This window comes from Polaribacter sp. R77954, from assembly GCF_044595335.1.
Lineage (GTDB): Bacteria > Bacteroidota > Bacteroidia > Flavobacteriales > Flavobacteriaceae > Polaribacter.
Genome location: NZ_CP138992.1, coordinates 228,607 through 250,436, shown reverse-complemented (window position 1 = coordinate 250,436; position 21,830 = coordinate 228,607). Strand labels below are relative to the sequence as shown.

The following is a 21,830-nucleotide window of genomic DNA, read 5'->3' as shown; positions in this document are numbered from 1 at the left end:
AGGAATAAAGTAAAAAAATAAGCAGAGTTTTGCCCTATTTTACGCACATTTAATTTTGAATTATCTTTAAACACCAATGTATAATTAGGGATAATTTGTTTATTAGTAAATTTGTATTTCATACCAATTCCCATACCTGTTCTCATAGAAACAAATAACAAAAAAAAGATAAACATCATTCCTGGAATGATATTTTTACGCTAACCTAACTCTTCATACTTCTTGTCCCATTTTTTAATGTTATACATTTTTTGATACCATTTTTTTACTCTTAAATAGGCATATAATTTAAACATCCATTTGGTGAAATACACATACATTAACCCAAACATTAAGGCTAAAAACAATGATATTTTCCAATTATTTGTTAATAGACTTATAGGAGAAATCAAGGCGTCTAATATGGTGGTATAATTTAAATAAGAAACGCTAAAAATGCCATAAAAAATAGCATCGCTTACAATACCTAGAATTATAAGGTATAAATAACCAATATAAAAATAATCTTGTAAGCCTAATTTATCCTGTTCTATTTTTATCATTCTGTTTCTATGCTTTTGTAAGCGGTAATAATTTTCTTTACCAATCTGTGCCTTACCACATCTTTATCATCTAAATACACTTGTGCAATACCTTCTATACTTTTTAAGGCTAATAACGATTCTTTTAAACCAGACACTTGTTTTCTTGGCAAATCTATCTGACCAGGATCTCCAGTAATAATAAATTTTGCACTCTTACCCATTCTTGTTAAAAACATTTTCATTTGACTATGGGTTGTGTTTTGGGCTTCATCTAAAATTACAAAAGCATTGTCTAAGGTTCTACCTCTCATAAAAGCCAAAGGTGCTATTTGAATAACTCCTTTTTCTATATGTGATGCTAATTTTTCGTGCGGAATCATGTCTCGTAAAGCATCGTACAAAGGTTGCATGTAAGGATCTAATTTTTCTTTTAAATCGCCAGGTAAAAACCCCAAATTTTCGCCAGATTCTACAGCAGGACGTGTTAAGATTATTCTACGCACTTCTTTTTCTTTTAATGCTTTTACAGCCAAAGCCACAGCAGTGTAAGTTTTACCAGTTCCTGCAGGGCCCACAGCAAATAACATGTCGTTTTTAGACATCAAAGAAACCATTTTACGTTGATTTTCGGTTTGTGGTTTTATCAACTTACCATTAGCACCATGAACTAAAATATCTTTTATGTTTTTAGCAGAAATAGTCTTTTCTTCTTGTCCACTAGAGGTTAAAATACGTTCGATACTGTTTTCATCTAATTTATTGTAACGATTAAAATATTTTATCAAACGATGTAAACGTGTTTCAAATTCGTCTAAAATTTCTGGTTCTCCATAAATTTTAAGTTGAGATCCTCTAGCAACAATTTTAATTTTTGGAAAGTATCTTTTGAGCTGTGCTATGGTACTATTTTGCGTGCCGAAGAAATCTTTTGGATTAATTTCCGTTAACTCTATAATGCGTTCGTTCAAATGTTTTTTTTTATGGGTTGAAATCAATTTTATTTCAACTAAAATAGCAATTAAAAATACTAAAATGATTAGCTTTGCGTAAAATAATTCACAACTTTTACACAATTAATTAACAGTTTTAAATTTCATGTCTTTTATTACTTTAACAACCGATTTTGGAACAAAAGACCACTTTGTTGGGGCTGTTAAAGGTGCAATTTATTCTGAGTTAGAAGATGCTAAAATTGTAGATATTACTCATGAAGTATCTCCTTTTAACATTACAGAAACTGCTTATATTTTAAAGAATTCGTATAAGAGTTTCCCTAAAGGCACTATTCATATTATTGGCGTAGATTCTGAGTTGAGTAAGGATAACAAACACATTGCTATTGATTTAGATGGTCATTTTTTTGTGTGTCCAGACAATGGATTGATCTCTATGATTGCCTCTGAAATTCAACCTACAAAAATTGTGGAGATTAATATTCATGATAGAATTGAGAGCAGTTTCCCGGTTTTAGATGTTTTTGTAAAAGTGGCTTGTTTTATTGCAAGAGGAGGAAATTTAACCGTAATTGGTAGAGAAACTTTTGAGTTTAAAAAGTTGGTTGAAATTCAACCGAAAGTAAATCAAGCTAAAACACAGATTATTGGTGGCGTTTTATATATAGATAATTATGGAAATTTAATTACCAATATTAGCAAAAAGATGTTTAACGATATTGGTAAAGGCAGATCATTTGAAATTAGAGCTTCTCGTTATTCTTTCGATAAAATTTTTAGCAAATACAATGAAATTGTAACTAATAACACCACTGACAACAGAGTTTTTGATGGCAATAGGTTGGCTATTTTTAATTCTGCTGGTTATTTAGAAATTGCCATTTACAGAAGTAATTTAAAAACGGTTGGAGGCGCATCTACATTATTGGGCTTAGAATATAGAGATCCTATTATTATTGATTTTATTACTGTTTCTAAACCAGAATACACCCCTTTATCTTAATTTTTATGTTTATTAGAATTGTTAAAATGAGTTTTGATCTTAAACACCTTTCTGCTTTTAGAGATATGTTTGAAGAAAAAAAAACATTAATACGAAATACAAAAGGATGCCAATTATTAGAACTATATCAAGATAAAAATAATCCTGAAATCTTTTTTACCTACTCGTATTGGAATTCTGAACAAGATTTAGAAAATTATAGAAATTCCGACTTTTTTAAAGCAACTTGGCAACAGACAAAAAGTTATTTTAATGGTAAACCTGAGGCTTGGAGTGTGGATAGAAAAGAATCTTTAACTTAAATATATATTGCTATGAAATTACAGAAAATTACAATTATACTAATTACACTGTTTACAATTACGATGTCTGCTCAAACTGAAAAAGGTGGATATTATATTGGTGCCAATAGTAATTTTAATTTTTTAAGTTCAAAAACAGATTATACAAGTACAGGTAGTAACACTACTTATTCTTCTACCAATTCAAATAAATATTCACAGTTTAATGCAAATGCAGAATTTGGATATTTTTTAATTGATAAGCTTACATCTGGTTTAAATGTAAGCTATACACAAACAAAACCAAAAGACTCAGATTCTAGAGCAGTTTATACAATTTCTCCATTTGTGAAATATTATTTTTTAGAAAATAATTTAAAACCATTTGCACGAGCTAGTTATGGATTTGGAAAAATTAAAGATGCTCAAGTTTTTTATGGAGATGTTTTTAATACTACAGTAACCACTGCTGATACAAATATTAATGTTTTTAATTTAGGGGCAGGATTAGCCTATTTTGCCAATAACTTTATTTCAATAGAGTTGATTTTTAACTATTCAGAAACGAATTTCAAAACCACTACCCCTGCACAAACTATAGAACAAACAGATAAAATTTTTAGAACTAACTTAGGCTTTTCAATTTTCTTATAAATGAAATTCAACTTTACATCTTTCCCTGCATTAGAAACTCAAAGAATTTTTCTAAAAGCAGCTGTTTTGAAAGATACAAAAGCTGTTTTTGATTTACGATCATGCAAAAAAATCAATAAATTTGTTGGCACAAAACGGATTGAAAGTTTAGATGAAGCAAAAGATTTTATCATAGTTTGTAAATCATTATATACGAATAAAAAACGTGTTTTTTGGTTGATTACCTTTCAACAACAAGTTATTGGAAGCATTGTTTTACATCGTATTAACCTTGATGAGAATTATGCTGAAATTGGTTATAAACTAAAACCTGAGTATCAAAAAAAAGGATTAATGTCAGAAGCTATGCAGACTGTTTTAGAATTTGGGTTACAACAACTCAATTTAAAAACCATAGAAGCATTTACGCATAAAAATAATATAGCCTCAATAGCGTTATTAAAAAAACACAATTTTGTTTATCAACCTGAAAGAAGATGTAATGTGTTTGATTTTAATAGAGTTTGGAAGTTAGAAGTAATTTAAATAATGTTAGCAATATTAAAAAAAGAATTTAACTCATTTTTTGCAAGCCCCATTGCCTATTTGGTTATTGGTGTTTTCTTGTTGATTAACGGTTTGTTTTTATTTATTTTTAATGACGATTTTAATATCTTAAATGCTGGTTTTGCAGACGTAAACTCTTTCTTTTATTTGGCTCCTTGGGTTTTTCTATTTTTGATTCCTGCAATAACGATGAAAAGTTTTGCAGATGAATTTAACTCAGGCACCATAGAACTTTTAAAAACGAAACCGATTTCTGATTGGCACATTGTGTTGGGTAAATTTTGGGCTTCCCTCTTATTAGTTTGTATTGCTATTATACCTACATTTATCTATGTTTATACTGTTTATCAATTAGGTAATCCTGTTGCAAACATTGATTTTGGCAGTACAATTGGGTCTTATATTGGGTTATTATTTTTAGCATCAACTTATACTGCTGTTGGGTTATTTACATCAACTTTATCTAAAAATCAAATAGTTGCGTTTATTTTAGGTGTATTTATTACTTTTTTTTTATTCTACGGATTTGATGCAATTGCAGCCTCATTTGGTAATGATCGTTTTACGATTCAGCAATTAGGTATTCACGAACATTTTAAAAGTATTTCTAGAGGTGTTATAGATACCAGAGATATTATCTATTTTCTGAGTGTAACTGTTTTCTTTTTATTCATTACAAAAACACGTTTAGACAATGACTAAAAAGATAAAAAATATTACAATTTTAATTGCAGTATTAATTGCAGTATTAATTGTATTAAACATTATCAATCAATCGTTTTACCAACGTTTTGATTTAACAGCAGATCAACGTTATACACTATCTAAAACTACTCGTTCGATTTTATCAAAAGTTAAAAAACCACTTTATATAACCGTTTATTTAGAAGGCGATTTTCCATCAGAATTCAAAAGATTACAAGTAGAAACTCGTCAATATTTAGAAGAATTATCTGCAGAAAATGGATTTGTTAAAATTCATTTTGAAAATCCAGACGATCAACGAGAAGCGTTGGTTAAAAAAAGAATGATGCCAAGTCAATTAACGGTTGAAGAAGATGGCAAACTGTCTGAAGCTATTATTTTTCCTTGGGCAGAAATCAATTTCGAAGAAAAAACTGAAATCGTTTCTTTACTTCCATCAAAAATGGAAACTAGTCAAGAAGCACAACTCCAAAAAGCCGTTGAAAATTTAGAATATAGCTTTAGTAGTGCTGTTTATAATATCACTCAAAAAAACAAAAAGAAAGTGGCACTTTTGTACGGAAATGGAGAATTGCCAGACATTTATCAATATAGTTTTTTAAGTGAAGTGGCTAAAAAACACAGACTGGCAAAATTCACTTTAGATTCAGTAGCTACAAATCCTCAACAAACGTTGCAAGATTTAGCAGGGTTAGATTTGGCAATCATAAGCAAACCTACACAAAAATTTACAGCACAAGAAAAGTTTACGTTAGATCAATTTATTACAAACGGAGGTAAAACCTTGTGGTTGATAGATAATGTACAAGCAGAGCAAGATAGTTTATTGGCGTCTGGTAAAATGTTGGCTTATCCAAGAGATTTAAACCTGACAGATTTGTTATTTTCTTACGGAATACGCATCAATTCTGCTTTAATCAAAGATTTATATGCTGCACAAATTTCATTAGCCACAGGAAATGTTGGCAATCAAACACAGTTTCAAAATTTAGATTGGTTTTATCATCCCTTAGTTAACGGAAATCCAAATCACCCAATCACCAAAAATGTGGCTCCTGTTCGTTTGCAATTTGCCAATCAAATTGATACTTTACAAAATAACATTAAAAAAACACCTTTGTTGATGAGTTCTACATTGACCCAAAAAGTAGGAACACCAACCATTATTGAGTTACAATCTATAGCAGTTGAGCCTCAAGAAGAAGAATACAAGAGCGGAAATCAACTATTTGGAGTTTTGTTAGAAGGTGATTTTAAATCGGCCTACAAAAACAGAATACAACCATTTGAAACGTCTTTATTTAAAGAAAATGCAAACAACAATAAAATGATTGTAATTGCTGATGGTGATGTTGGAAAAAATCAAATCTTAAAAGGTGAACCTACTGATTTGAATAGAGATAAATGGACGAACCAAACCTTTGGCAACAAAGACTTTTTGGTAAATGCTGTAGATTATTTATTGGACGACTCTGGATTAATCAACCTAAGAAACAAAACCCTAAAAATTAATATTTTAGACAAACAAAAAACATTTCAAGAACGTACATATTGGCAATTTTTGAATGTAGTTTTACCTTTAATTTTGTTATTTGTGTTTGGTTTTGTGTTTAATTATTTAAGAAAAAGGAAGTATTCTAAATAAGACACGAATTTCATTGATTCGGATTCCACAAATAAATAAGTTTCAGAAAAGTTTAATTAGACACTAATTTCACGAATATATGTTGAATAGGTTTTAACGCAAAGAAACGCGAAGTGTTTTCGCAAATTTCCACAAAGATTTTTCCTCTTTGGGGAATTAAAGGGGCTTTAATAAATCATCATAAATAAAAGTGTAATCTAAAAACTTTTGTATTTTTTTTGAAGAAATAATTTTCCATTCATACTTATTTTCATTTTTAAAAATAGGCAATTCAAAACCTTTGCTTTCTCTTGCATTGATGTAAAAATCTCTTCTTTTTGGATGATGATTGGTACACGCGTTAAAAATTTCGTTCCAACAATTTTGATTGATAATTTCGTGAATAATTTCAATACAATCTTCCCTGTGAATCATATTTACAAAACCATCAGGTTGTGGAATAACTTTACCATTTTTAAACCAATTTGCAGGGTGTCTTTCACCTCCAAATAAACCTGCAAAACGAATGATAGTGGTTTCAAAAAACTTGTTTTCGCTAAATAAATTTTCAATTGCTACTAAAGGATGATTTGCTATAATGTCATCTTCTTCTGTCATCACTTTATTAATTCTAGGATATACAGAGGTAGAACTTATAAATATCACTTTTTGAATAGGCGATTCTTGAATTTGAGAAATCAATTTTTCAAAACCATCAATGTCTTTAGAGGTTATAGCAACTATCAAAATATCAGACTCTAAAAACAAATCAAATTCTTCGTTCTCAGAAATATCTACCAAATATGTTTCAATATCTAAACTCTCTAAATCATCAATTTTACTTTCAGAAGTTGTAGAACCTTTTACAGTATAACCGTCTTCTAAAAAAGAAACCGCTAATGGTTTTCCTAACCAACCACAACCTAAAATACTTATTTTATTCATCTATATATCTAATTAATAAGACACGAATTTCACAAATTTATACGGATTCAAAAAAGTGATAACTATTTTCCAATAACAATAAACTTAAGTAAAAAAGTACTTATTAAGATTATCTGTGTTAATTCGTGAAATTCGTGTCATAAAAATCTAACATTCTTCATCACAACAATTATCATCTTTAACCAATTTACAAGAAGCTACAGCCAATAAAGCGCCTAAAACAGGCGCTACCATATACAACCATAAACCATCTATATTACCAGACACAATATTCGGAGCTAAAGAACGCGCAGGATTCATAGAGGCATTGGTTATTGGGCCAGCAAAAAGTGCCTCGAGCATCACAACTCCACCAATAGCAATACCAGCAATAACACCAATTTCTTTACTACCTGTAGAAACATTAATTATGGTAACCATTAAAAAAAAGGTCAGCAATAATTCTAATACAAAAGCACGCCAAACATCAACCTTTGGTATTGTTGATCCTAAAAACTCGCTTTCTGGAAATAAAAATAATAACACAAAACTCGCAGCAAAAGCCCCTAAAATTTGTGTAATAATATACTTGGGCACCTCTTTCCAAGCAAACTTTTTAGCATATGCAAAAGCTATAGTTACAGCAGGATTAAAATGGGCTCCAGAAATATCGCCAAAAGCATAAATCATAGCCATAACAATTAAACCCCAAGTTAAACCAATACCTACGTGTGTTACATCTCCACCAGTAACTTCGTTAATAGTCATTGCTGCTGTACCACAAAAAATGAGCGAAAAGGTTCCTATAAATTCTGATATGTATTTCTTCATATTTATTATAAATCAGAGCAAAGATACAATCCCTTATTTTAAGTTTTTGTTAACATTTGTCGTTTAATGAAATCGTAATTTTGAATGAATTAAAAAACTAAATAACCAGTAATTATGAAAAAAATTATATTATCCTTATTTGTTGTTGCATTTACTTTTTCTGCAAATGCACAAATACAAACACCTGCACCAAGTCCTTTTCAAAAAACAGAACAAAAAGTAGGTTTAACAGATGTTACTTTAGAATATTCTAGACCAAGTATGAAAGGAAGAAAAATATTTGGAGGGTTAGAAGATTATGGAAAAGTATGGAGAACTGGCGCAAATGCCAATACTAAATTAACGTTTTCTACAGATTTTATGGTTGATGGAAAAACCTTAAAAAAAGGTACTTATGCTGTATATACTATTCCAGGAGAAAAAACTTGGGATGTAATGTTGTATTCTGATGCTTCAAACTGGGGAAATCCTGCAAAATGGGATGACACTAAAGTAGCTGCTAAAGTAACTGTGACACCTTACAAAATGCCAATGCCTATTGAAACTTTTACCATTACTTTTGATGATTTAACAAACTCTAGTGCTGTTTTAGGTATTATGTGGGAAAACGTTTATGTGCCTTTTAAATTTGAAGTTCCTACAGATAAAATGGTATCTTCTAGCATTTCTAAAATAATGGCAGGCCCTTCTGCAAACGATATGTATGGAGCTGCTGTATATTATTTACAGGCTGGTAAAGATATTAAACAAGCACAAACTTGGATTGATAAAGCCGTAGAAATGACTGCTGATGCTCCAAAATTTTGGTATTTACGTCAGCAATCTTTAATACACGCAAAAGCTGGTAATACAAAAGGTGCTATTGCTGCTGCAAAAAAATCTTTAGAATATGCTACAAAAGCAAATAATGCTGGGTACATAAAAATGAACAAAGCTTCATTAAAAGAATGGGGAGCAATGTAAGTTGTTTTTCTTTTTATAAAATTTTTAAAATCTCAAGTTTTGACTTGAGATTTTTTTTTGTGATTTTTATCATTTTGTGATATTATTTTTCATGGTACATTTATAAATAAATAGCATGCCTAGACCAAAAACAAAAGAAGAACTTATACAGTTAAGTAATTTTAATTTTGATAAACTTATAACCTATGTAAATTGTTTAGATAGTGCTACATTACAAAAAGAATTTCCTAAAGGTACTTTGAATAGAAACATTAAAGACGTACTTGCACATTTACATCACTGGCATTTATTGTTATTAGAATGGTATGCAATTGGCATGAGTGGTAAAAAACCAGAAATGCCAGCTAAAGGGTATACTTGGAAAACTACACCTGATTTAAATTACGTAATTTGGGAAAGATACAAACATCAGTATTTAGAAGAAATAAAAAATAAACTACAACATTCTTTTTTAGCAGTACAACAAATAATTGAAAAACATAGTAATGATGATTTGTTTACCAAAAAAAATATAAGTGGACAGGTACAACTTCATTAGCTTCTTATTTAATTTCTGCAACGTCTAGTCATTACGATTGGGCTTTTAAACTTATTAAAAAGGCTACGAAATAAGCATGTGGTCTTTTAAATTTAAATTTTAACTTTGCTCCTCTTTTTGTGAACTATTTTTCTATTAACTTGGTCGTATGGATATAGATTATCGTTTTTTATCGTTTTTAGATTCTGGTTTAGCCAATGAAATTATGGAAACATCTACCATAAAAAACATTTCTAAAGGAACCGAAATTTTAAGAGAAGAACAGTATGTAAAAGTATTACCTATTGTGATTAACGGGCTAGTAAAAGTGTATTCTAAGTTTAATGATAAAGAACTATTACTCTATTATATAGCAACAAAAGAAAGTTGTATTATGACCTTTTATGCGGCTTTAAAAAACACCCCAAGCAAAGTTTTTGCAGTAACCGAAGAAGATTCTAAAATATTATTACTACCTGTTAATCAATTGGCTACTTGGTTAAAAAAGTATCCAGATTTTAATATTTTATTTTACAATCAATTCAACTTACGATACTCAGAATTATTGGATACTATTGGTCACCTACTTTTAGATAAAATGGACAAACGCCTATATTTACATCTAAAGAAAAAAATGGATTTAACAGGAAATTCGTCAATAAAAATGAGTCATAACGAATTGGCGAGCGAATTAGGTACTGCAAGAGAAGTAATTAGCAGAACCTTAAAAAAGTTAGAACTTGAAAACAAAGTAACTCAACATGCTGGAAGGATAAAAATTATTGACTCTTGGTGACTTGAGTCACTGCACAGCAATTATTTTCAATATATTTTTGCCTTATAATAATTAACATTAAAAATTTTATATGATGAAAAAAAATATGGGAAATACAGATAGAATAATTAGAGTTTTAATTGCTTTAATAGTGGCTACTTTATATTTTACAGGTGTAATTAGTGGTGTTTTAGGTATTGTTTTAATAATTTTATCAGCAATTTTTGTACTAACAAGTATTGTTAGCTTTTGCCCTATTTATGCTCCTTTTGGTATTAAAACATGTGCCTTAAAAAAGAAATAAATCAATCTTATTTTTACTTTTTTATGATTGCTTATCTTTAAGTTTAAAAAAGATAAAAATGAAGTTTTATTTAAAAAAATCTTAGGCAATACCTAAGGTTTTTTTTATTTATTTTGCATACTATTAATTGATAAAAAAATCGTTTGAAAATAACCCATAGCAACAGTATTGATGAAGTACCAGCCAATCATCAAGGAGAAATTTTAAAAAAAGTATTCATCACAAAAGGAGAAATCCCGAATTTAATGATGTTTAGTTCAGCAACTTTTAAACCAGGGCAAAAAGTAGAAATGCATAAACACGATACCATGTTTGAAGTGTTTTACGTACAAAATGGAAAGGCTGAATTTATCATCAACAATACAAAACACCTTGTGGAAACAGGAGATTGCATCACAGTTGAACCTGGTGAATTTCACTCACAATCTAATCCTTTTAACGAAGATGTTACTTGGTTGTATTTTGGTATTGCTGTTGATTGATAAAATCAGTATTCCAAACCAATAATTTCGCGAACCTTGTCTAAAGTTTGTATCAATTTTCTAGAAAATTCAAAAGTCATAATATCACTTTCTGTTTTGTTTTCTCTTAACAATTGATTAAAGTGTTGTGTCTCAAAATTATACCCAATGGTTTTGTAACCAAAATCGATAGTTTCTTCTAAACCATTTTTATAAATGGTTACTGTTGATGGTTGATGAAACATGGTATTTATTTGAACTGTAGCATCTTCAAAACTAAAAATAGCTTCTGTTGGTGTATTTTCTAAAAGAGTACTTTTTAAAGATGCTTTGGCTTTTGAATAATTAAAAACCATATTACATTCAGAGTCTGCACCTGTTTCAAAATAAGTTGCTTTTGCAGCTATTGAATTTGGCATTCCTAAAGTTGATAAAGCTGTAAAAATTGGGTAAATTCCAATATCTAATAAAGAACCTCCACCTACTTCTTTTTTTAACAATCTACTTTCTAAATTGTAAGTGGCTTTAAAACCAAAATCTGCTTTAATTTCTTTGAGTTCACCAAATTGTTTCGTTTTAAAAATATCTAAAACATATTGGTAATGAGGTAAAAAATACGTCCACAATGCTTCCATTAACAATACATTGTTTTCTTTGGCAACAGCAATCATTTCTTCTACCTCTGCTGCATTCATTGCAAAAGGTTTTTCGCATAAAACTGCTTTTTTATGTTGCATGCAAAGTATGGAGTGTGCTTTATGAAACGAATGTGGAGTAGCAACATACACTGCATTAACATCATGATCTTTTGCTAAATCTTCGTAAGATGTATAAACTTTCTTTGCATTGTATTTGTTTGCAAAAGTGTCTCCATTTTCTCGACTTCTTGAAGCCACTGCAACCAATTCAGCATCTTGAATTGTTAGTAAATCTGTGGCAAATTTATGGGCTATTTTACCACAACCAATAATGCCCCATTTAATAGTTTTCTTATTCATTTAAGTAATCAAATTTTAAGACCTAACAAGATTTAAAATCTGCGAGGTGTAATTTTTCTAACTAAGTTTGTTTTAACTCTAACTTACTTTTTGGTATTAATGGTTGCAAAACTATTGCAATCATCATCACCAAAAAACATCCTAATAAATTCAGCCATAAATAAGGCAACCAATCTAAAAAATATACTGCAATTATAATGGCTTGTGTAATTAACGCTGCCATAAAAACGGCATTTCCTTTTACAAATTTTATAAAAAATGCTAGTAGAAAAATACCTAAAACATTTCCATAAAAAATAGAACCTATAATATTTACAACTTGAATTAAATTTTCAAATAAATTGGCTACACAAGCTACAGAAATGGCCATTAAACCCCATAATAAGGTAAACCATTTTGAGGCTTTTACATAATGTTCGTCACTTTTTTCCTCTTTTACATTTCGTTTGTACAAATCCATAGCAGTTGTACTGGCTAAAGCATTCAATTCTGATGCTGTAGATGACATAGCTGCAGATAAAATTACCGCTAATAGCAAACCAATTAAACCTCGAGGCAAGTTGTTTAAAATAAAATGAATAAACACATAATCTTTATCATTAGATTCTATTTTATCCAATGTATTTTCTTCGTCAATTTTATCAATAATTGCTTTCGATTTTGCTTTTAAGGCCAAATCAGCTTTATTGATTTGTTGCACCATAGTTTTTTCGTTAGCCTGAAAACCATCAGCAAAAATGGCTTTTTTAGTGTTTTCCAACTCAATATGTTGTGCTTCTAACTCTTTGTATTCTTGCGCATATTTTGTTTTAACAATCTCATTATTTGCTGTTGGATTAAAGTTTAAGGGTGATGGATTAAATTGATAAAACACAAAAACCATTACCCCAATCAATAAAATAAAAAACTGCATTGGTACTTTCAACAATCCATTAAAAATTAAACCTAACTGACTTTCTCTAACTGATTTTCCAGACAAATAACGTTGTACTTGACTTTGGTCTGTCCCAAAATAAGACAACATTAAAAAGGTTCCTCCTAAAATTCCTGTCCAAACTGTGTACCTGTTGCTCAAATCAAAAGAAAAATCTAACACCTCCATTTTATTACTGGCGCCAGCAATTTCTAGAGCATTTGTAAAGGTTATATTTTCTGGTAACTGACTCATAATCATAAAAAAGGCAATTAACATTCCTATAAAAATGATAATCATTTGTTGCTTTTGGGTTACGTTTACCGCTTTTGTACCTCCAGAAACTGTATAAATAATTACTAAAAAACCAATGATAACATTTAGGGTTAACAAATCCCAACCTAAAACTGCCGATAAAATTATAGCAGGTGCAAAAATGGTTATTCCTGCTGCTAATCCTCTTTGGATTAAGAATAAAATGGCTGCTAAGCTTCGTGTTTTTAAATCGAATCTTCCTTCTAAAAACTCATAAGCAGTATATACTTTTAACTTGTGATAAATAGGTATAAAAACCACACAAATAATTACCATAGCAATAGGCAAACCAAAGTAAAACTGCACAAAACCCATTCCACTATGAAATGCTTGTCCTGGTGTAGATAAAAAGGTAATTGCACTGGCTTGAGTTGCCATTACAGACAAACCAATTGTCCACCATTTGGTGTCATTCCCTCCTTTTATGTAATCGGTTACATTGGCGTTTTTGCGGGTAACATAGGTTCCGTAAGCAACAATAAATATTAAGGTTGCAGATAAAACTACCCAATCAATAGCGTGTAATTTACTGGCAACTTCCATAGACTATACTGTAAAATGATTGGTGATAAAATAGAACGCTATCAAATACATAACATTAGCCACTAATACTAATGTGTATTCTTTTTTCCAAGGATATTTCTGTTTGTCCATAGTTAACGATGTGTAATTGTTAAAATGTTTAACTGTTGCATTGATTAAACGCAATAATTAAAATTATTTTTCTTTTCCAGCAGCCAATAAATTTGCAAATAATTTATAGGCCCCAGAAACTCCTGCTGGTAATTCTCTAAAGAAACTTAAACCTGTATAAATATAATTTCCTTTACCATATTTAGCAATTAACAAACTTCCTAATTTTGGTGTTTCATCTTTATCATTCATAGATAATAATGGAGTATATTGTTCACTCCAAATATTTGGAAAATACAAACCTCTTTCTTGCACCCAACCTTTAAAATCTTGTTGTGTAATTTTGTTTGGATAATTCAATAACGAATGTTCTTCATCTAAAATAATTACTTCAGAAAATTCATCAGTAACACGATCTCTAGATAATTTTAAAGTAAAAGGCGCTGCAACATTTACCCCTCTATTGGTGTTGTATTGCACAATCATATTACCCCCATTTTTTACATATTCTAATAAGTATTTTTGCTTAAATTTTAACTCTTTTATTACATTGTAAGCTCTAATTCCTAAAACAACTGCATCATATTTTTTAAGGTTTTTAGTATTAATGTCTACTGTATTTATCTCATCAACTTGATACCCAATTTGACGTAAACTTTCAGGAATCGCATCTCCAGCACCTTTTATATAACCAATTAAATTACCTTCTTTTTTAATGTTTAATCGCACTAATTTTGCTTCTGAATTTTGCAGCACAATCTGTTTTGGAATATGATTGTAATCAATCTCTACCATTTCTTTCGTATATTTTTCTTCATCAACAGTAGCCACTACTTTTAATTTTCCTTCAGACTGTTTTTTTGGTGCAGTTACCATAAATTCAATCATCTGTTTATCGCCTTTTTGAGCAATATTAAAAGGCACCTTATTTGGTGATAATAACCAATCTTGTGGAAGTTCAAGACTTAAAAATCCGTTGATAAAATTAGCGCCAGCTTTTACTTCTACAGCAATCTTTTTAGGTGTATCATCAGAAAAAATAAGTACTTTGTCTTTTAATTTTGTGGTTATTTTAGGTACTATTTCAAAAGGTTCATAAATTTCGCCTTTATCTCGTTCTGCAAATCTTCGAATCACATTTTTAGTAAATGTAATTGGCATATAATTTATCAGTAAATTAAAACTTACAGTAACTTCTCTTGGTGTTTCTGGCTTTCCAATAAAAATTTGATTTTGAACGGTGTACATTCCTAAACTTGCTTCTTTATGCAACCAATAAGGAGCAGAATAATTGGCAGATTTTAAAGAGATGATTTGTTTGAAGTTTATTTTTTTGTTTTTGGATAAATCAATTTTTTTAAAATAATCTTTTTCATCAATGGTAGATGTTACCGAGGTCAATTCTACAGGAATATCACTTCTATTCAACACTTCAAAATTAACGCCTATTTTAGTATTTGGAATAGCTGTTGCGCTTTCTGCTGATGCTTCTAAATACAATCCTAAACAGGCCTCAATAATTACTTTAATTTGTTTTTCTTTAATATTTTTCCAATGTTTATCTTCTAGTTTTTGAATCAAAGAATAGGCTTCCATTAATTGTGGAATATGTTTAGACGGATTTACAAAATCGAAATTTTCTTCCACTTCATATAAAATATCTCCTATTTCTCCTCCGTTTTTCAAACGATTCCAAGTAGTGTTAATTCCAGAAAAAACATCATTTTTATCTTTTGGGCTTTCTCCTTTTAAGAACTCTAAATACTCTGTTTGAGATCCTCTTGTTGTTAATCTTCCAAAACCCTGACACAAATGCTGGCTACTTGCCATTGATGCCAACTCGTTATTAGACAATCCTTTTAGAGGATAATATACACCCACATCAAACTTTGTAAAGTCTTTAGCAATATCTTCAAATTTAGCTTTATCTCTATAAAACCAAGAAGACGTATTATGGAATAAACGTTTGGGTTGCCAAACATCAGTAAATTTTAATTGACTTTTAAATTGTGTAGAATCTGCAACCTTATCAAAAGCTTCTACACTCAACATTGCAGAACTGGTGTGATGTCCATGCGTTGTGCCAGGTGTTCTATGGTTAAATCTGTTGATAATTACATCTGGCTTAAAAGTTCTTATCGCCCAAACTACATCACTCAAAACCTGCTCTTTATCCCAAATTTTTAGTGTTTCTTCTGGATGTTTAGAATACCCAAAATCATTGGCTCTTGTAAACATTTGTTCTCCACCATCTACATTTCTGGCGGCTAACAATTCTTGCGTTCTAATTACACCTAATAATTCTCTAATTTCTGAACCAATTAAATTCTGTCCTCCATCTCCTCTGGTTAAAGACAAATAGCCTGTTCTAGCTTTTACCTTGTTGGCTAAATAGGCAATTAAACGTGTGTTTTCATCATCAGGATGTGCAGCAATGTACAAAGCAGTTCCTAAAAAATTGAGTTTTTGAACTTTTTCAAAAATCTGATTTGAAGTTAACTTTTTTGGCTTTTGTGCAAAAATTGATATAGATAACAGTAAAATTACTGCTATTGAAAGTAAATTTTTCTTCATTTGTTATAGTTGACAACAGACAAATGTACCTTTTTAATCAGTAAAAAAGAATGTCTTAACATTTTTATAACGTTTTTGGAAATTCATTTTTTATCAATAATTACTGGTAAAATATAGCTTAAAACTTGTTGGTAAATGTTTAGAAATACTTGAAAATTAAAAACCAAAACTTAAAACCTAAAATTGCTTATAACCTGTTAATAAATTAATTTTTAAAACCATATATAAAAGTTATATTTGTAAGCATAATTTAGAAAAAAATATCAATGAAATTTATTGTATCGAGTTCGCAATTATTAAAACAATTACAAGTTTTAGGCGGCGTTATAAATAGCAACAATACCTTACCTATTTTAGATAACTTTTTGTTTGAATTGTCTGAAAACGAATTGAAAGTTTCTGCATCAGACTTAGAAACTACTATGAGTGCTGTGGTTGATATAGAAAGTGATAGTACTGGTGCTATTGCTGTTTCTGCACGTTTGTTATTAGATACCTTAAAAACATTTCCAGATCAGCCTTTAACCTTTAAAACTGATGGAGAAAGTAAAATAGAAATTAGTTCTGACCAAGGTAAATATGACATGGCGTATTTTGGTGGTGACGAGTTCCCAAAAGCAGTTTCATTAGCTTCTCCAAGCACAACAGTTATACCTGCACATATTTTAGGAACTGCCATTTCTAAAACCATTTTTGCAGCTGGTAATGACGATTTACGCCCAGTAATGAGTGGTGTGTTTTTTCAATTTAGTTCACAAAGTTTAACTTTTGTAGCTACTGATGCACACAAATTGGTGAAATATTCTAGAACAGATGTTACTGCAGATCAAACTGCGGAATTTATTATGCCAAAAAAACCTTTAAACTTATTAAAAGGAATTTTAGGTGGTTCTGAAAGTGAAGTAACCATTGAATATAATGATGCCAATGCAAAATTTACGTTTGACAATGTAGTTTTAGTTTGTAGATTAATTGATGGTAAATACCCAAATTATGAAGCGGTTATTCCTAAAGAAAATCCGAATAAATTAACAGTAGATAGAGCTTCTTTCTTAAATTCTGTTAGACGTGTTTCTATTTTCTCTAGTAAAACTACTCATCAAATTCGTTTAAAAATGGCAGGTACAGAATTGAATATTTCTGCTGAAGATTTGGATTTTGCTAACAAGGCTGACGAACGTTTAAGTTGTGATTATCAAGGTGATGACATGCAAATTGGGTTCAACTCTCGTTTTTTAAGTGAAATGTTAAACAACCTAAATTCAAGTGAAGTTTTAATTGAAATGTCTTTACCTAACAGAGCAGGAATTTTAACACCAATTGATGGTACAGATGAAGGTGAAAAAGTAACAATGTTAGTAATGCCTGTAATGTTAAACAGCTAATAGCATAGAAAATAATCATTTCTTTTAGTACAGTTTTCCATAGATAATTCTTAAATACCACAATTTATTCTGAAACACCTTCAGAATAAATTGTGGTTTTTTGATTACATTTACGCTAATGAACTTTTTAGCTCACCTCTATTTATCCGAAAACAACACCAATATTATGATAGGCAATTTTATTGCAGATCACGTTAGAGGAAATCAGTTTACACATTTTGATAAAAAAATTCAACAAGGTATTTTCTTACATAGAGAAATAGATACGTTTACGGATGCTCATCAGATTGTAAGAAAAAGCAAACGACGTTTACACAAACGTTACAGACATTATGATGGTGTAATTATCGATATTTTTTACGATTATTTTTTAGCAAAAAATTGGGCTAATTATTCTGCAATTCCCTTAGATCTTTATACACAATCAGTTTATGATTTATTTGATAAAAAAGCAGCTGAGTTACCAAAAAAATCACAACAATTTATTACCTATATGATTGAGTATAACATTCTATACAATTATCAATATAAAGAAGGCATTGCAAAAGTTTTGAATGGAATGAATCATAGAACAAAAGGAAAATCGCAAATGCATTTGGCTATTGAAGATTTAAACCTATTACAGACAGAATTGGAAGAGGATTTTACTTTCTTTTTTAAAGATTTAGTGGCATTTACAAATCAAAAAATCAATGAAATAGCTGTCATTTCGAATGATACTGAAATAAAATGAAATTTTGATTGAAAGTAGCTAGCGAAACTAAAAACGTAATTAAGAAATCTCTATGAGTGAGATTTCTCCATAAAGTCGAAATGACAAACTAACTTAAACTTATGAAAAAAGGATACATACTTTTCCTGTTAACATTTCTATCCATATTAACTTCTTGTAAAAAAGAAAAAATAACAGGTTTAATTACAGAAAAAGCAATGGTGGTTTCTGCACGAGTAGAAGCCTCAAAAATTGGTTCAGCCATTTTAGAAAAAGGTGGAAATGCTTATGATGCTATGATAGCCACTCATTTTGCATTAGCAGTAGTTTATCCTGTTGCAGGTAATATTGGTGGTGGTGGCTTTATGGTTTACAGAAATAATGATGGTACAAAGGGAGCTTTAGATTTTAGAGAAAAAGCACCAATTACCGCTCATAAAGACATGTATTTAGATTCTCTAGGAAATGTGATTGACAAAAAAAGTACATTAGGAGCGCACGCAGTTGGAATTCCTGGCTCTGTTGCAGGTGTTTTTGAGGTGCATAAAAAGTTTAGCAGCTTACCTTTTAAAGATTTGATACAGCCAGCCATTGATTTAGCTAGAACAGGATATAAAGTAACCGAAAAACAAGCCATTTCTTTAAACTCTAAAACTGAATATTTTGAAACTGTTAATAATTATAAAACAGTTTTTGAAAAAGTATGGAAAGTTGGAGACATTCTAAAACAAGAAGAGTTAGCGCAAACTTTAGAACGCATTCGCGACTTTGGTAAAGATGGTTTTTATACAGGTAAAACTGCAGATTTATTAGTGAATTACGTTACTGAATTAGGTGGAATTATATCGCATCAAGATTTAGAAAAATACGAAGCAGTTTGGCGCAAACCTGTTGAATTCTCTTACAAAGATTATAACATTATTTCTATGACTTTGCCTGCAAGTGGTGGTATTTGTTTGGCACAAATTTTAAAAGCTATTGAACCTTTTGATCTTTCTAAAATCAAACATAATTCTACTGAATATGTGCAACTACTCACAGAAGCAGAAAGAAGATCTTATGCAGATAGAGCGCATTATTTAGGTGATATAGATTTTGTAAACGTTCCTATGGATAGTTTAACAAACAACAATTATATCAACCAAAGAATGAAAAGTTTTTCTTGGGATAAAGCTACACCCTCTTCTGAAGTTTCTCACGGAAAAATTCTAGGTTTTGAAAGTGATGAAACCACCCATTATTCTATTGTAGATCAGTTTGGGAATGCAGTTTCTGTAACCACAACTTTAAATACTGGTTATGGTTCTAAAGTAGTTGTAAAAGGAGCAGGTTTTATTTTAAACAATGAAATGGATGATTTTAGCAGTAAACCAGGTGTACCCAATATCTATGGTCTGGTAGGCTCTAAAGCCAATGCAATTGCATCAGAAAAAAGAATGTTAAGTTCTATGACACCCACTATTGTAGAAAAAGAGGGTAAATTATTTATGGTTGTTGGTACTCCTGGTGGCTCAACAATAATTACTTCTGTTCTACAAAATATTTTAAATGTTACAGCATATAATATGGGGATGCAAGAGTCTGTAAATCAACCGCGTTTTCATCATCAATGGTTACCAGATGTCATTAGAATGGAACCCAATGGATTTGATGCTAAAACCAAATCTAAGCTAGAAACTTTAGGCTATTCAATTTTAGAAAGAAACTCTTTGATTATTGGTAGAGTTGATGCTATTTTAGTGTTACCAAATGGACAATTAGAAGGTGGTGCAGATAAAAGAGGCGATGATACTGCAGTTGGATTTTGAATTCATTAAGGATAAAAATAAAGGTCTAAACACAGAAAGTGTTTAAAATTGAACAACAAATGATAATCCATAGAAAATACTTATTGTAAAAAAGAAAATCACATAAAATACTTCGAGTTTTAACGAATTCATTTCACCATTTTCTTCGTAAATTTGTACATATAAAGTTAAAAAGATGGCAATAGAAGCAGCAGTATTACCTGAAAGACCAAAAAAACCAAAATGGCTACGTGTTAAACTACCTGTTGGTAAAAAATATACAGAACTTAGGGGATTAGTAGACAAATACAAACTAAATACCATTTGTACAAGTGGAAGCTGCCCAAATATGGGCGAATGCTGGGGAGAAGGTACAGCTACTTTTATGATTTTAGGAAACATTTGTACACGTTCTTGTGGTTTTTGTGGTGTAAAAACTGGAAGACCTGAAACCGTTGAATGGGATGAACCCGAAAAAGTAGCACGTTCCATAAAAATTATGGGTATAAAACACGCCGTAATTACCTCTGTTGATAGAGATGATTTAAAGGATGGGGGATCGATAATTTGGGCAGAAACTGTGGAAGCAATTCGTAGATCAAATCCAAAGACAACCTTAGAAACATTAATTCCAGATTTTCAAGGAAACACCAAGCAAATAGACAGAATAATTGAAGTACACCCTGAAGTGGTTTCTCATAATATGGAAACTGTAAGAAGGTTAACAAGAGAAGTTCGTATTCAGGCTAAATACGATAGAAGCTTGGGCGTATTAAAATATTTAAAAGAAAATGGAATGCGTACCAAAACTGGTTTAATGTTAGGTTTGGGAGAAAAAGAAGATGAAGTGATACAAACCATGAAAGATTTACGAGCTGTAAATTGTGATATCATTACAATTGGTCAATATTTACAACCTACTAAAAAGCACTTACCAGTGCATGAATTTATTTCACCAGAACAATTTAAGAAATACGAAACCATTGGCTTAGAAATGGGCTTTATGTATGTAGAAAGTGGGGCTTTAGTAAGATCTTCTTACAAAGCACACAAACACGCAATTTAAATGTTAAAATATTATAAAAACCAAAATTTAAATGATTTTATGGCACAGATATTGTAGCTATAATAAATGAAAACAATTTAGTAAACGGTTTTCATTGTGTAAATTATTTGAATTATTTGAAATAAACCATCTCTTATTGAGATGGTTTTTATTTTTTGATGCGATTAATACTGTAACTTTTCTTGAAAAAACGCATTTAACATGAGTTCGATAGAGGTTGATAGAGATTTATTTTACTGAAAAACAGCGGATTGTCATTTCGAACGAAACGAAGTATAGCTGAGAAATCTCAAATTTAAATTAAGATTTCTCCATTTCAGTGGAAATGGACATTCGTTTCAAAGAATAAAAATTATAATATATTTCTAATCATCGGTTTTTA

21 protein-coding genes and 1 pseudogene are annotated in these 21,830 nt (G+C 30.3%); 15 read left to right on the top strand and 7 right to left on the bottom strand.

Going from position 1 to position 21,830, the window contains the following annotated elements:
- Nucleotides 1–200: 200 nt before the first annotated feature.
- Nucleotides 201–542, bottom strand: a complete 342-nt coding sequence (locus SJY27_RS01030; RefSeq protein ID WP_397446388.1) for a hypothetical protein — start codon at nt 540–542, stop codon at nt 201–203.
- Nucleotides 539–1,492, bottom strand: coding sequence for a PhoH family protein (locus tag SJY27_RS01025; RefSeq protein WP_397446387.1), 954 nt, complete (start codon nt 1,490–1,492; stop codon nt 539–541). Before SJY27_RS01025 ends, SJY27_RS01030 begins: the two co-directional genes overlap by 4 nt.
- A 127-nt stretch (nt 1,493–1,619) precedes the next feature.
- On the opposite strand from SJY27_RS01025, the gene SJY27_RS01020 reads away from it, so the two are divergent.
- From SJY27_RS01020 to gldG, 6 genes are read left to right on the top strand one after another with little or no spacing between them, the layout of a single operon-like run.
- Nucleotides 1,620–2,480, top strand: a complete 861-nt coding sequence (locus tag SJY27_RS01020; protein ID WP_397446386.1) for an S-adenosyl-l-methionine hydroxide adenosyltransferase family protein — start codon at nt 1,620–1,622, stop codon at nt 2,478–2,480.
- 5 nt (nt 2,481–2,485) lie between these two features.
- Entirely contained in the window at nt 2,486–2,782 is a 297-nt protein-coding gene (locus SJY27_RS01015) for a putative quinol monooxygenase (protein WP_397446385.1), read from the top strand.
- A gap of 12 nt (nt 2,783–2,794) precedes the next feature.
- Nucleotides 2,795–3,415, top strand: coding sequence for an outer membrane beta-barrel protein (locus tag SJY27_RS01010; RefSeq protein ID WP_397446384.1), 621 nt, complete (start codon nt 2,795–2,797; stop codon nt 3,413–3,415).
- On the top strand, nt 3,416–3,940 hold the full coding sequence (locus tag SJY27_RS01005) for a GNAT family N-acetyltransferase (RefSeq protein ID WP_397446383.1): 525 nt from the start codon (nt 3,416–3,418) through the stop codon (nt 3,938–3,940). It begins immediately after the preceding gene.
- Nucleotides 3,941–3,943: 3 nt separating this feature from the next.
- On the top strand, nt 3,944–4,663 hold the full coding sequence (gene gldF, locus SJY27_RS01000) for a gliding motility-associated ABC transporter permease subunit GldF (RefSeq protein ID WP_397446382.1): 720 nt from the start codon (nt 3,944–3,946) through the stop codon (nt 4,661–4,663).
- Nucleotides 4,656–6,311: a gliding motility-associated ABC transporter substrate-binding protein GldG gene (gldG, locus tag SJY27_RS00995; protein WP_397446381.1), complete on the top strand. Its 1,656-nt coding sequence runs from the start codon at nt 4,656–4,658 to the stop codon at nt 6,309–6,311. Before gldF ends, gldG begins: the two co-directional genes overlap by 8 nt.
- A gap of 156 nt (nt 6,312–6,467) precedes the next feature.
- On the opposite strand, the gene SJY27_RS00990 is transcribed toward gldG, so the two are convergent.
- Both SJY27_RS00990 and SJY27_RS00985 read right to left on the bottom strand, forming a co-directional pair.
- On the bottom strand, nt 6,468–7,235 hold the full coding sequence (locus SJY27_RS00990) for an NAD(P)-binding domain-containing protein (protein WP_397446380.1): 768 nt from the start codon (nt 7,233–7,235) through the stop codon (nt 6,468–6,470).
- Nucleotides 7,236–7,382: 147 nt separating this feature from the next.
- Nucleotides 7,383–8,045 carry an MIP/aquaporin family protein gene (locus SJY27_RS00985; protein WP_397446379.1) on the bottom strand — a complete coding sequence of 221 codons (663 nt, stop codon included), beginning with the start codon at nt 8,043–8,045 and terminating at the stop codon, nt 7,383–7,385.
- A gap of 114 nt (nt 8,046–8,159) precedes the next feature.
- Between SJY27_RS00985 and SJY27_RS00980 the strand changes: the two genes are divergently transcribed.
- The 5 genes and pseudogenes from SJY27_RS00980 (at nt 8,160) to SJY27_RS00960 (ending at nt 11,086) form a co-directional block, all read left to right on the top strand.
- Nucleotides 8,160–9,008 (top strand): DUF2911 domain-containing protein, encoded by an 849-nt coding sequence (locus SJY27_RS00980; protein WP_397446378.1) that lies wholly within the window; start codon nt 8,160–8,162, stop codon nt 9,006–9,008.
- Between the two features lie 115 nt (nt 9,009–9,123).
- Nucleotides 9,124–9,620 (top strand): annotated as a pseudogene (locus SJY27_RS00975) (ClbS/DfsB family four-helix bundle protein).
- A 74-nt stretch (nt 9,621–9,694) separates the two neighbouring features.
- Nucleotides 9,695–10,321, top strand: a complete 627-nt coding sequence (locus SJY27_RS00970; protein WP_397446377.1) for a Crp/Fnr family transcriptional regulator — start codon at nt 9,695–9,697, stop codon at nt 10,319–10,321.
- A gap of 73 nt (nt 10,322–10,394) precedes the next feature.
- On the top strand, nt 10,395–10,604 hold the full coding sequence (locus SJY27_RS00965) for a DUF2892 domain-containing protein (protein ID WP_397446376.1): 210 nt from the start codon (nt 10,395–10,397) through the stop codon (nt 10,602–10,604).
- Nucleotides 10,605–10,747: 143 nt separating this feature from the next.
- A complete protein-coding gene (locus SJY27_RS00960; RefSeq protein ID WP_397446375.1) occupies nt 10,748–11,086 on the top strand; it encodes a cupin domain-containing protein in 339 nt (112 codons plus the stop codon).
- Nucleotides 11,087–11,091: 5 nt separating this feature from the next.
- Here SJY27_RS00960 and SJY27_RS00955 read toward each other — a convergent pair whose 3' ends face one another.
- From SJY27_RS00955 to SJY27_RS00945, 3 genes are all read right to left on the bottom strand, one after another.
- Nucleotides 11,092–12,063, bottom strand: coding sequence for a Gfo/Idh/MocA family protein (locus SJY27_RS00955; RefSeq protein WP_397446374.1), 972 nt, complete (start codon nt 12,061–12,063; stop codon nt 11,092–11,094).
- Nucleotides 12,064–12,124: 61 nt separating this feature from the next.
- Entirely contained in the window at nt 12,125–13,834 is a 1,710-nt protein-coding gene (locus tag SJY27_RS00950) for a sodium:solute symporter (protein WP_397446373.1), read from the bottom strand.
- A 174-nt stretch (nt 13,835–14,008) separates the two neighbouring features.
- Nucleotides 14,009–16,498 (bottom strand): PIG-L family deacetylase, encoded by a 2,490-nt coding sequence (locus tag SJY27_RS00945; RefSeq protein ID WP_397446372.1) that lies wholly within the window; start codon nt 16,496–16,498, stop codon nt 14,009–14,011.
- 266 nt (nt 16,499–16,764) lie between these two features.
- Between SJY27_RS00945 and dnaN the strand changes: the two genes are divergently transcribed.
- The 4 genes from dnaN (at nt 16,765) to lipA (ending at nt 21,448) form a co-directional block, all read left to right on the top strand.
- On the top strand, nt 16,765–17,883 hold the full coding sequence (dnaN, locus tag SJY27_RS00940; protein ID WP_397446371.1) for a DNA polymerase III subunit beta: 1,119 nt from the start codon (nt 16,765–16,767) through the stop codon (nt 17,881–17,883).
- Nucleotides 17,884–18,001: 118 nt separating this feature from the next.
- The gene (locus SJY27_RS00935; protein WP_397446369.1) at nt 18,002–18,616 is read left to right on the top strand and encodes an ACP phosphodiesterase; all 615 of its coding nucleotides are present in this window, start codon (nt 18,002–18,004) and stop codon (nt 18,614–18,616) included.
- Nucleotides 18,617–18,717: 101 nt separating this feature from the next.
- Entirely contained in the window at nt 18,718–20,403 is a 1,686-nt protein-coding gene (gene ggt / locus SJY27_RS00930) for a gamma-glutamyltransferase (RefSeq protein WP_397446367.1), read from the top strand.
- Between the two features lie 175 nt (nt 20,404–20,578).
- On the top strand, nt 20,579–21,448 hold the full coding sequence (gene lipA / locus SJY27_RS00925) for a lipoyl synthase (RefSeq protein WP_397446366.1): 870 nt from the start codon (nt 20,579–20,581) through the stop codon (nt 21,446–21,448).
- The last annotated feature ends 382 nt before the right edge of the window (nt 21,449–21,830 follow it).

Bases quoted from the DNA above. Each gene is read 5' to 3' on its own strand.
- SJY27_RS01030 (WP_397446388.1), bottom strand. From the start codon at position 542: ATGATAAAAATAGAACAGGATAAATTAGGCTTACAAGATTATTTTTAT.
- SJY27_RS01020 (WP_397446386.1), top strand. From the start codon at position 1,620: ATGTCTTTTATTACTTTAACAACCGATTTTGGAACAAAAGACCACTTT.
- SJY27_RS01015 (WP_397446385.1), top strand. From the start codon at position 2,486: ATGTTTATTAGAATTGTTAAAATGAGTTTTGATCTTAAACACCTTTCT.
- SJY27_RS01010 (WP_397446384.1), top strand. From the start codon at position 2,795: ATGAAATTACAGAAAATTACAATTATACTAATTACACTGTTTACAATT.
- SJY27_RS01005 (WP_397446383.1), top strand. From the start codon at position 3,416: ATGAAATTCAACTTTACATCTTTCCCTGCATTAGAAACTCAAAGAATT.
- gldF (WP_397446382.1), top strand. From the start codon at position 3,944: ATGTTAGCAATATTAAAAAAAGAATTTAACTCATTTTTTGCAAGCCCC.
- gldG (WP_397446381.1), top strand. From the start codon at position 4,656: ATGACTAAAAAGATAAAAAATATTACAATTTTAATTGCAGTATTAATT.
- SJY27_RS00990 (WP_397446380.1), bottom strand. From the start codon at position 7,235: ATGAATAAAATAAGTATTTTAGGTTGTGGTTGGTTAGGAAAACCATTA.
- SJY27_RS00985 (WP_397446379.1), bottom strand. From the start codon at position 8,045: ATGAAGAAATACATATCAGAATTTATAGGAACCTTTTCGCTCATTTTT.
- SJY27_RS00980 (WP_397446378.1), top strand. From the start codon at position 8,160: ATGAAAAAAATTATATTATCCTTATTTGTTGTTGCATTTACTTTTTCT.
- SJY27_RS00970 (WP_397446377.1), top strand. From the start codon at position 9,695: ATGGATATAGATTATCGTTTTTTATCGTTTTTAGATTCTGGTTTAGCC.
- SJY27_RS00965 (WP_397446376.1), top strand. From the start codon at position 10,395: ATGAAAAAAAATATGGGAAATACAGATAGAATAATTAGAGTTTTAATT.
- SJY27_RS00955 (WP_397446374.1), bottom strand. From the start codon at position 12,063: ATGAATAAGAAAACTATTAAATGGGGCATTATTGGTTGTGGTAAAATA.
- SJY27_RS00950 (WP_397446373.1), bottom strand. From the start codon at position 13,834: ATGGAAGTTGCCAGTAAATTACACGCTATTGATTGGGTAGTTTTATCT.
- SJY27_RS00945 (WP_397446372.1), bottom strand. From the start codon at position 16,498: ATGAAGAAAAATTTACTTTCAATAGCAGTAATTTTACTGTTATCTATA.
- dnaN (WP_397446371.1), top strand. From the start codon at position 16,765: ATGAAATTTATTGTATCGAGTTCGCAATTATTAAAACAATTACAAGTT.
- SJY27_RS00935 (WP_397446369.1), top strand. From the start codon at position 18,002: ATGAACTTTTTAGCTCACCTCTATTTATCCGAAAACAACACCAATATT.
- ggt (WP_397446367.1), top strand. From the start codon at position 18,718: ATGAAAAAAGGATACATACTTTTCCTGTTAACATTTCTATCCATATTA.
- lipA (WP_397446366.1), top strand. From the start codon at position 20,579: ATGGCAATAGAAGCAGCAGTATTACCTGAAAGACCAAAAAAACCAAAA.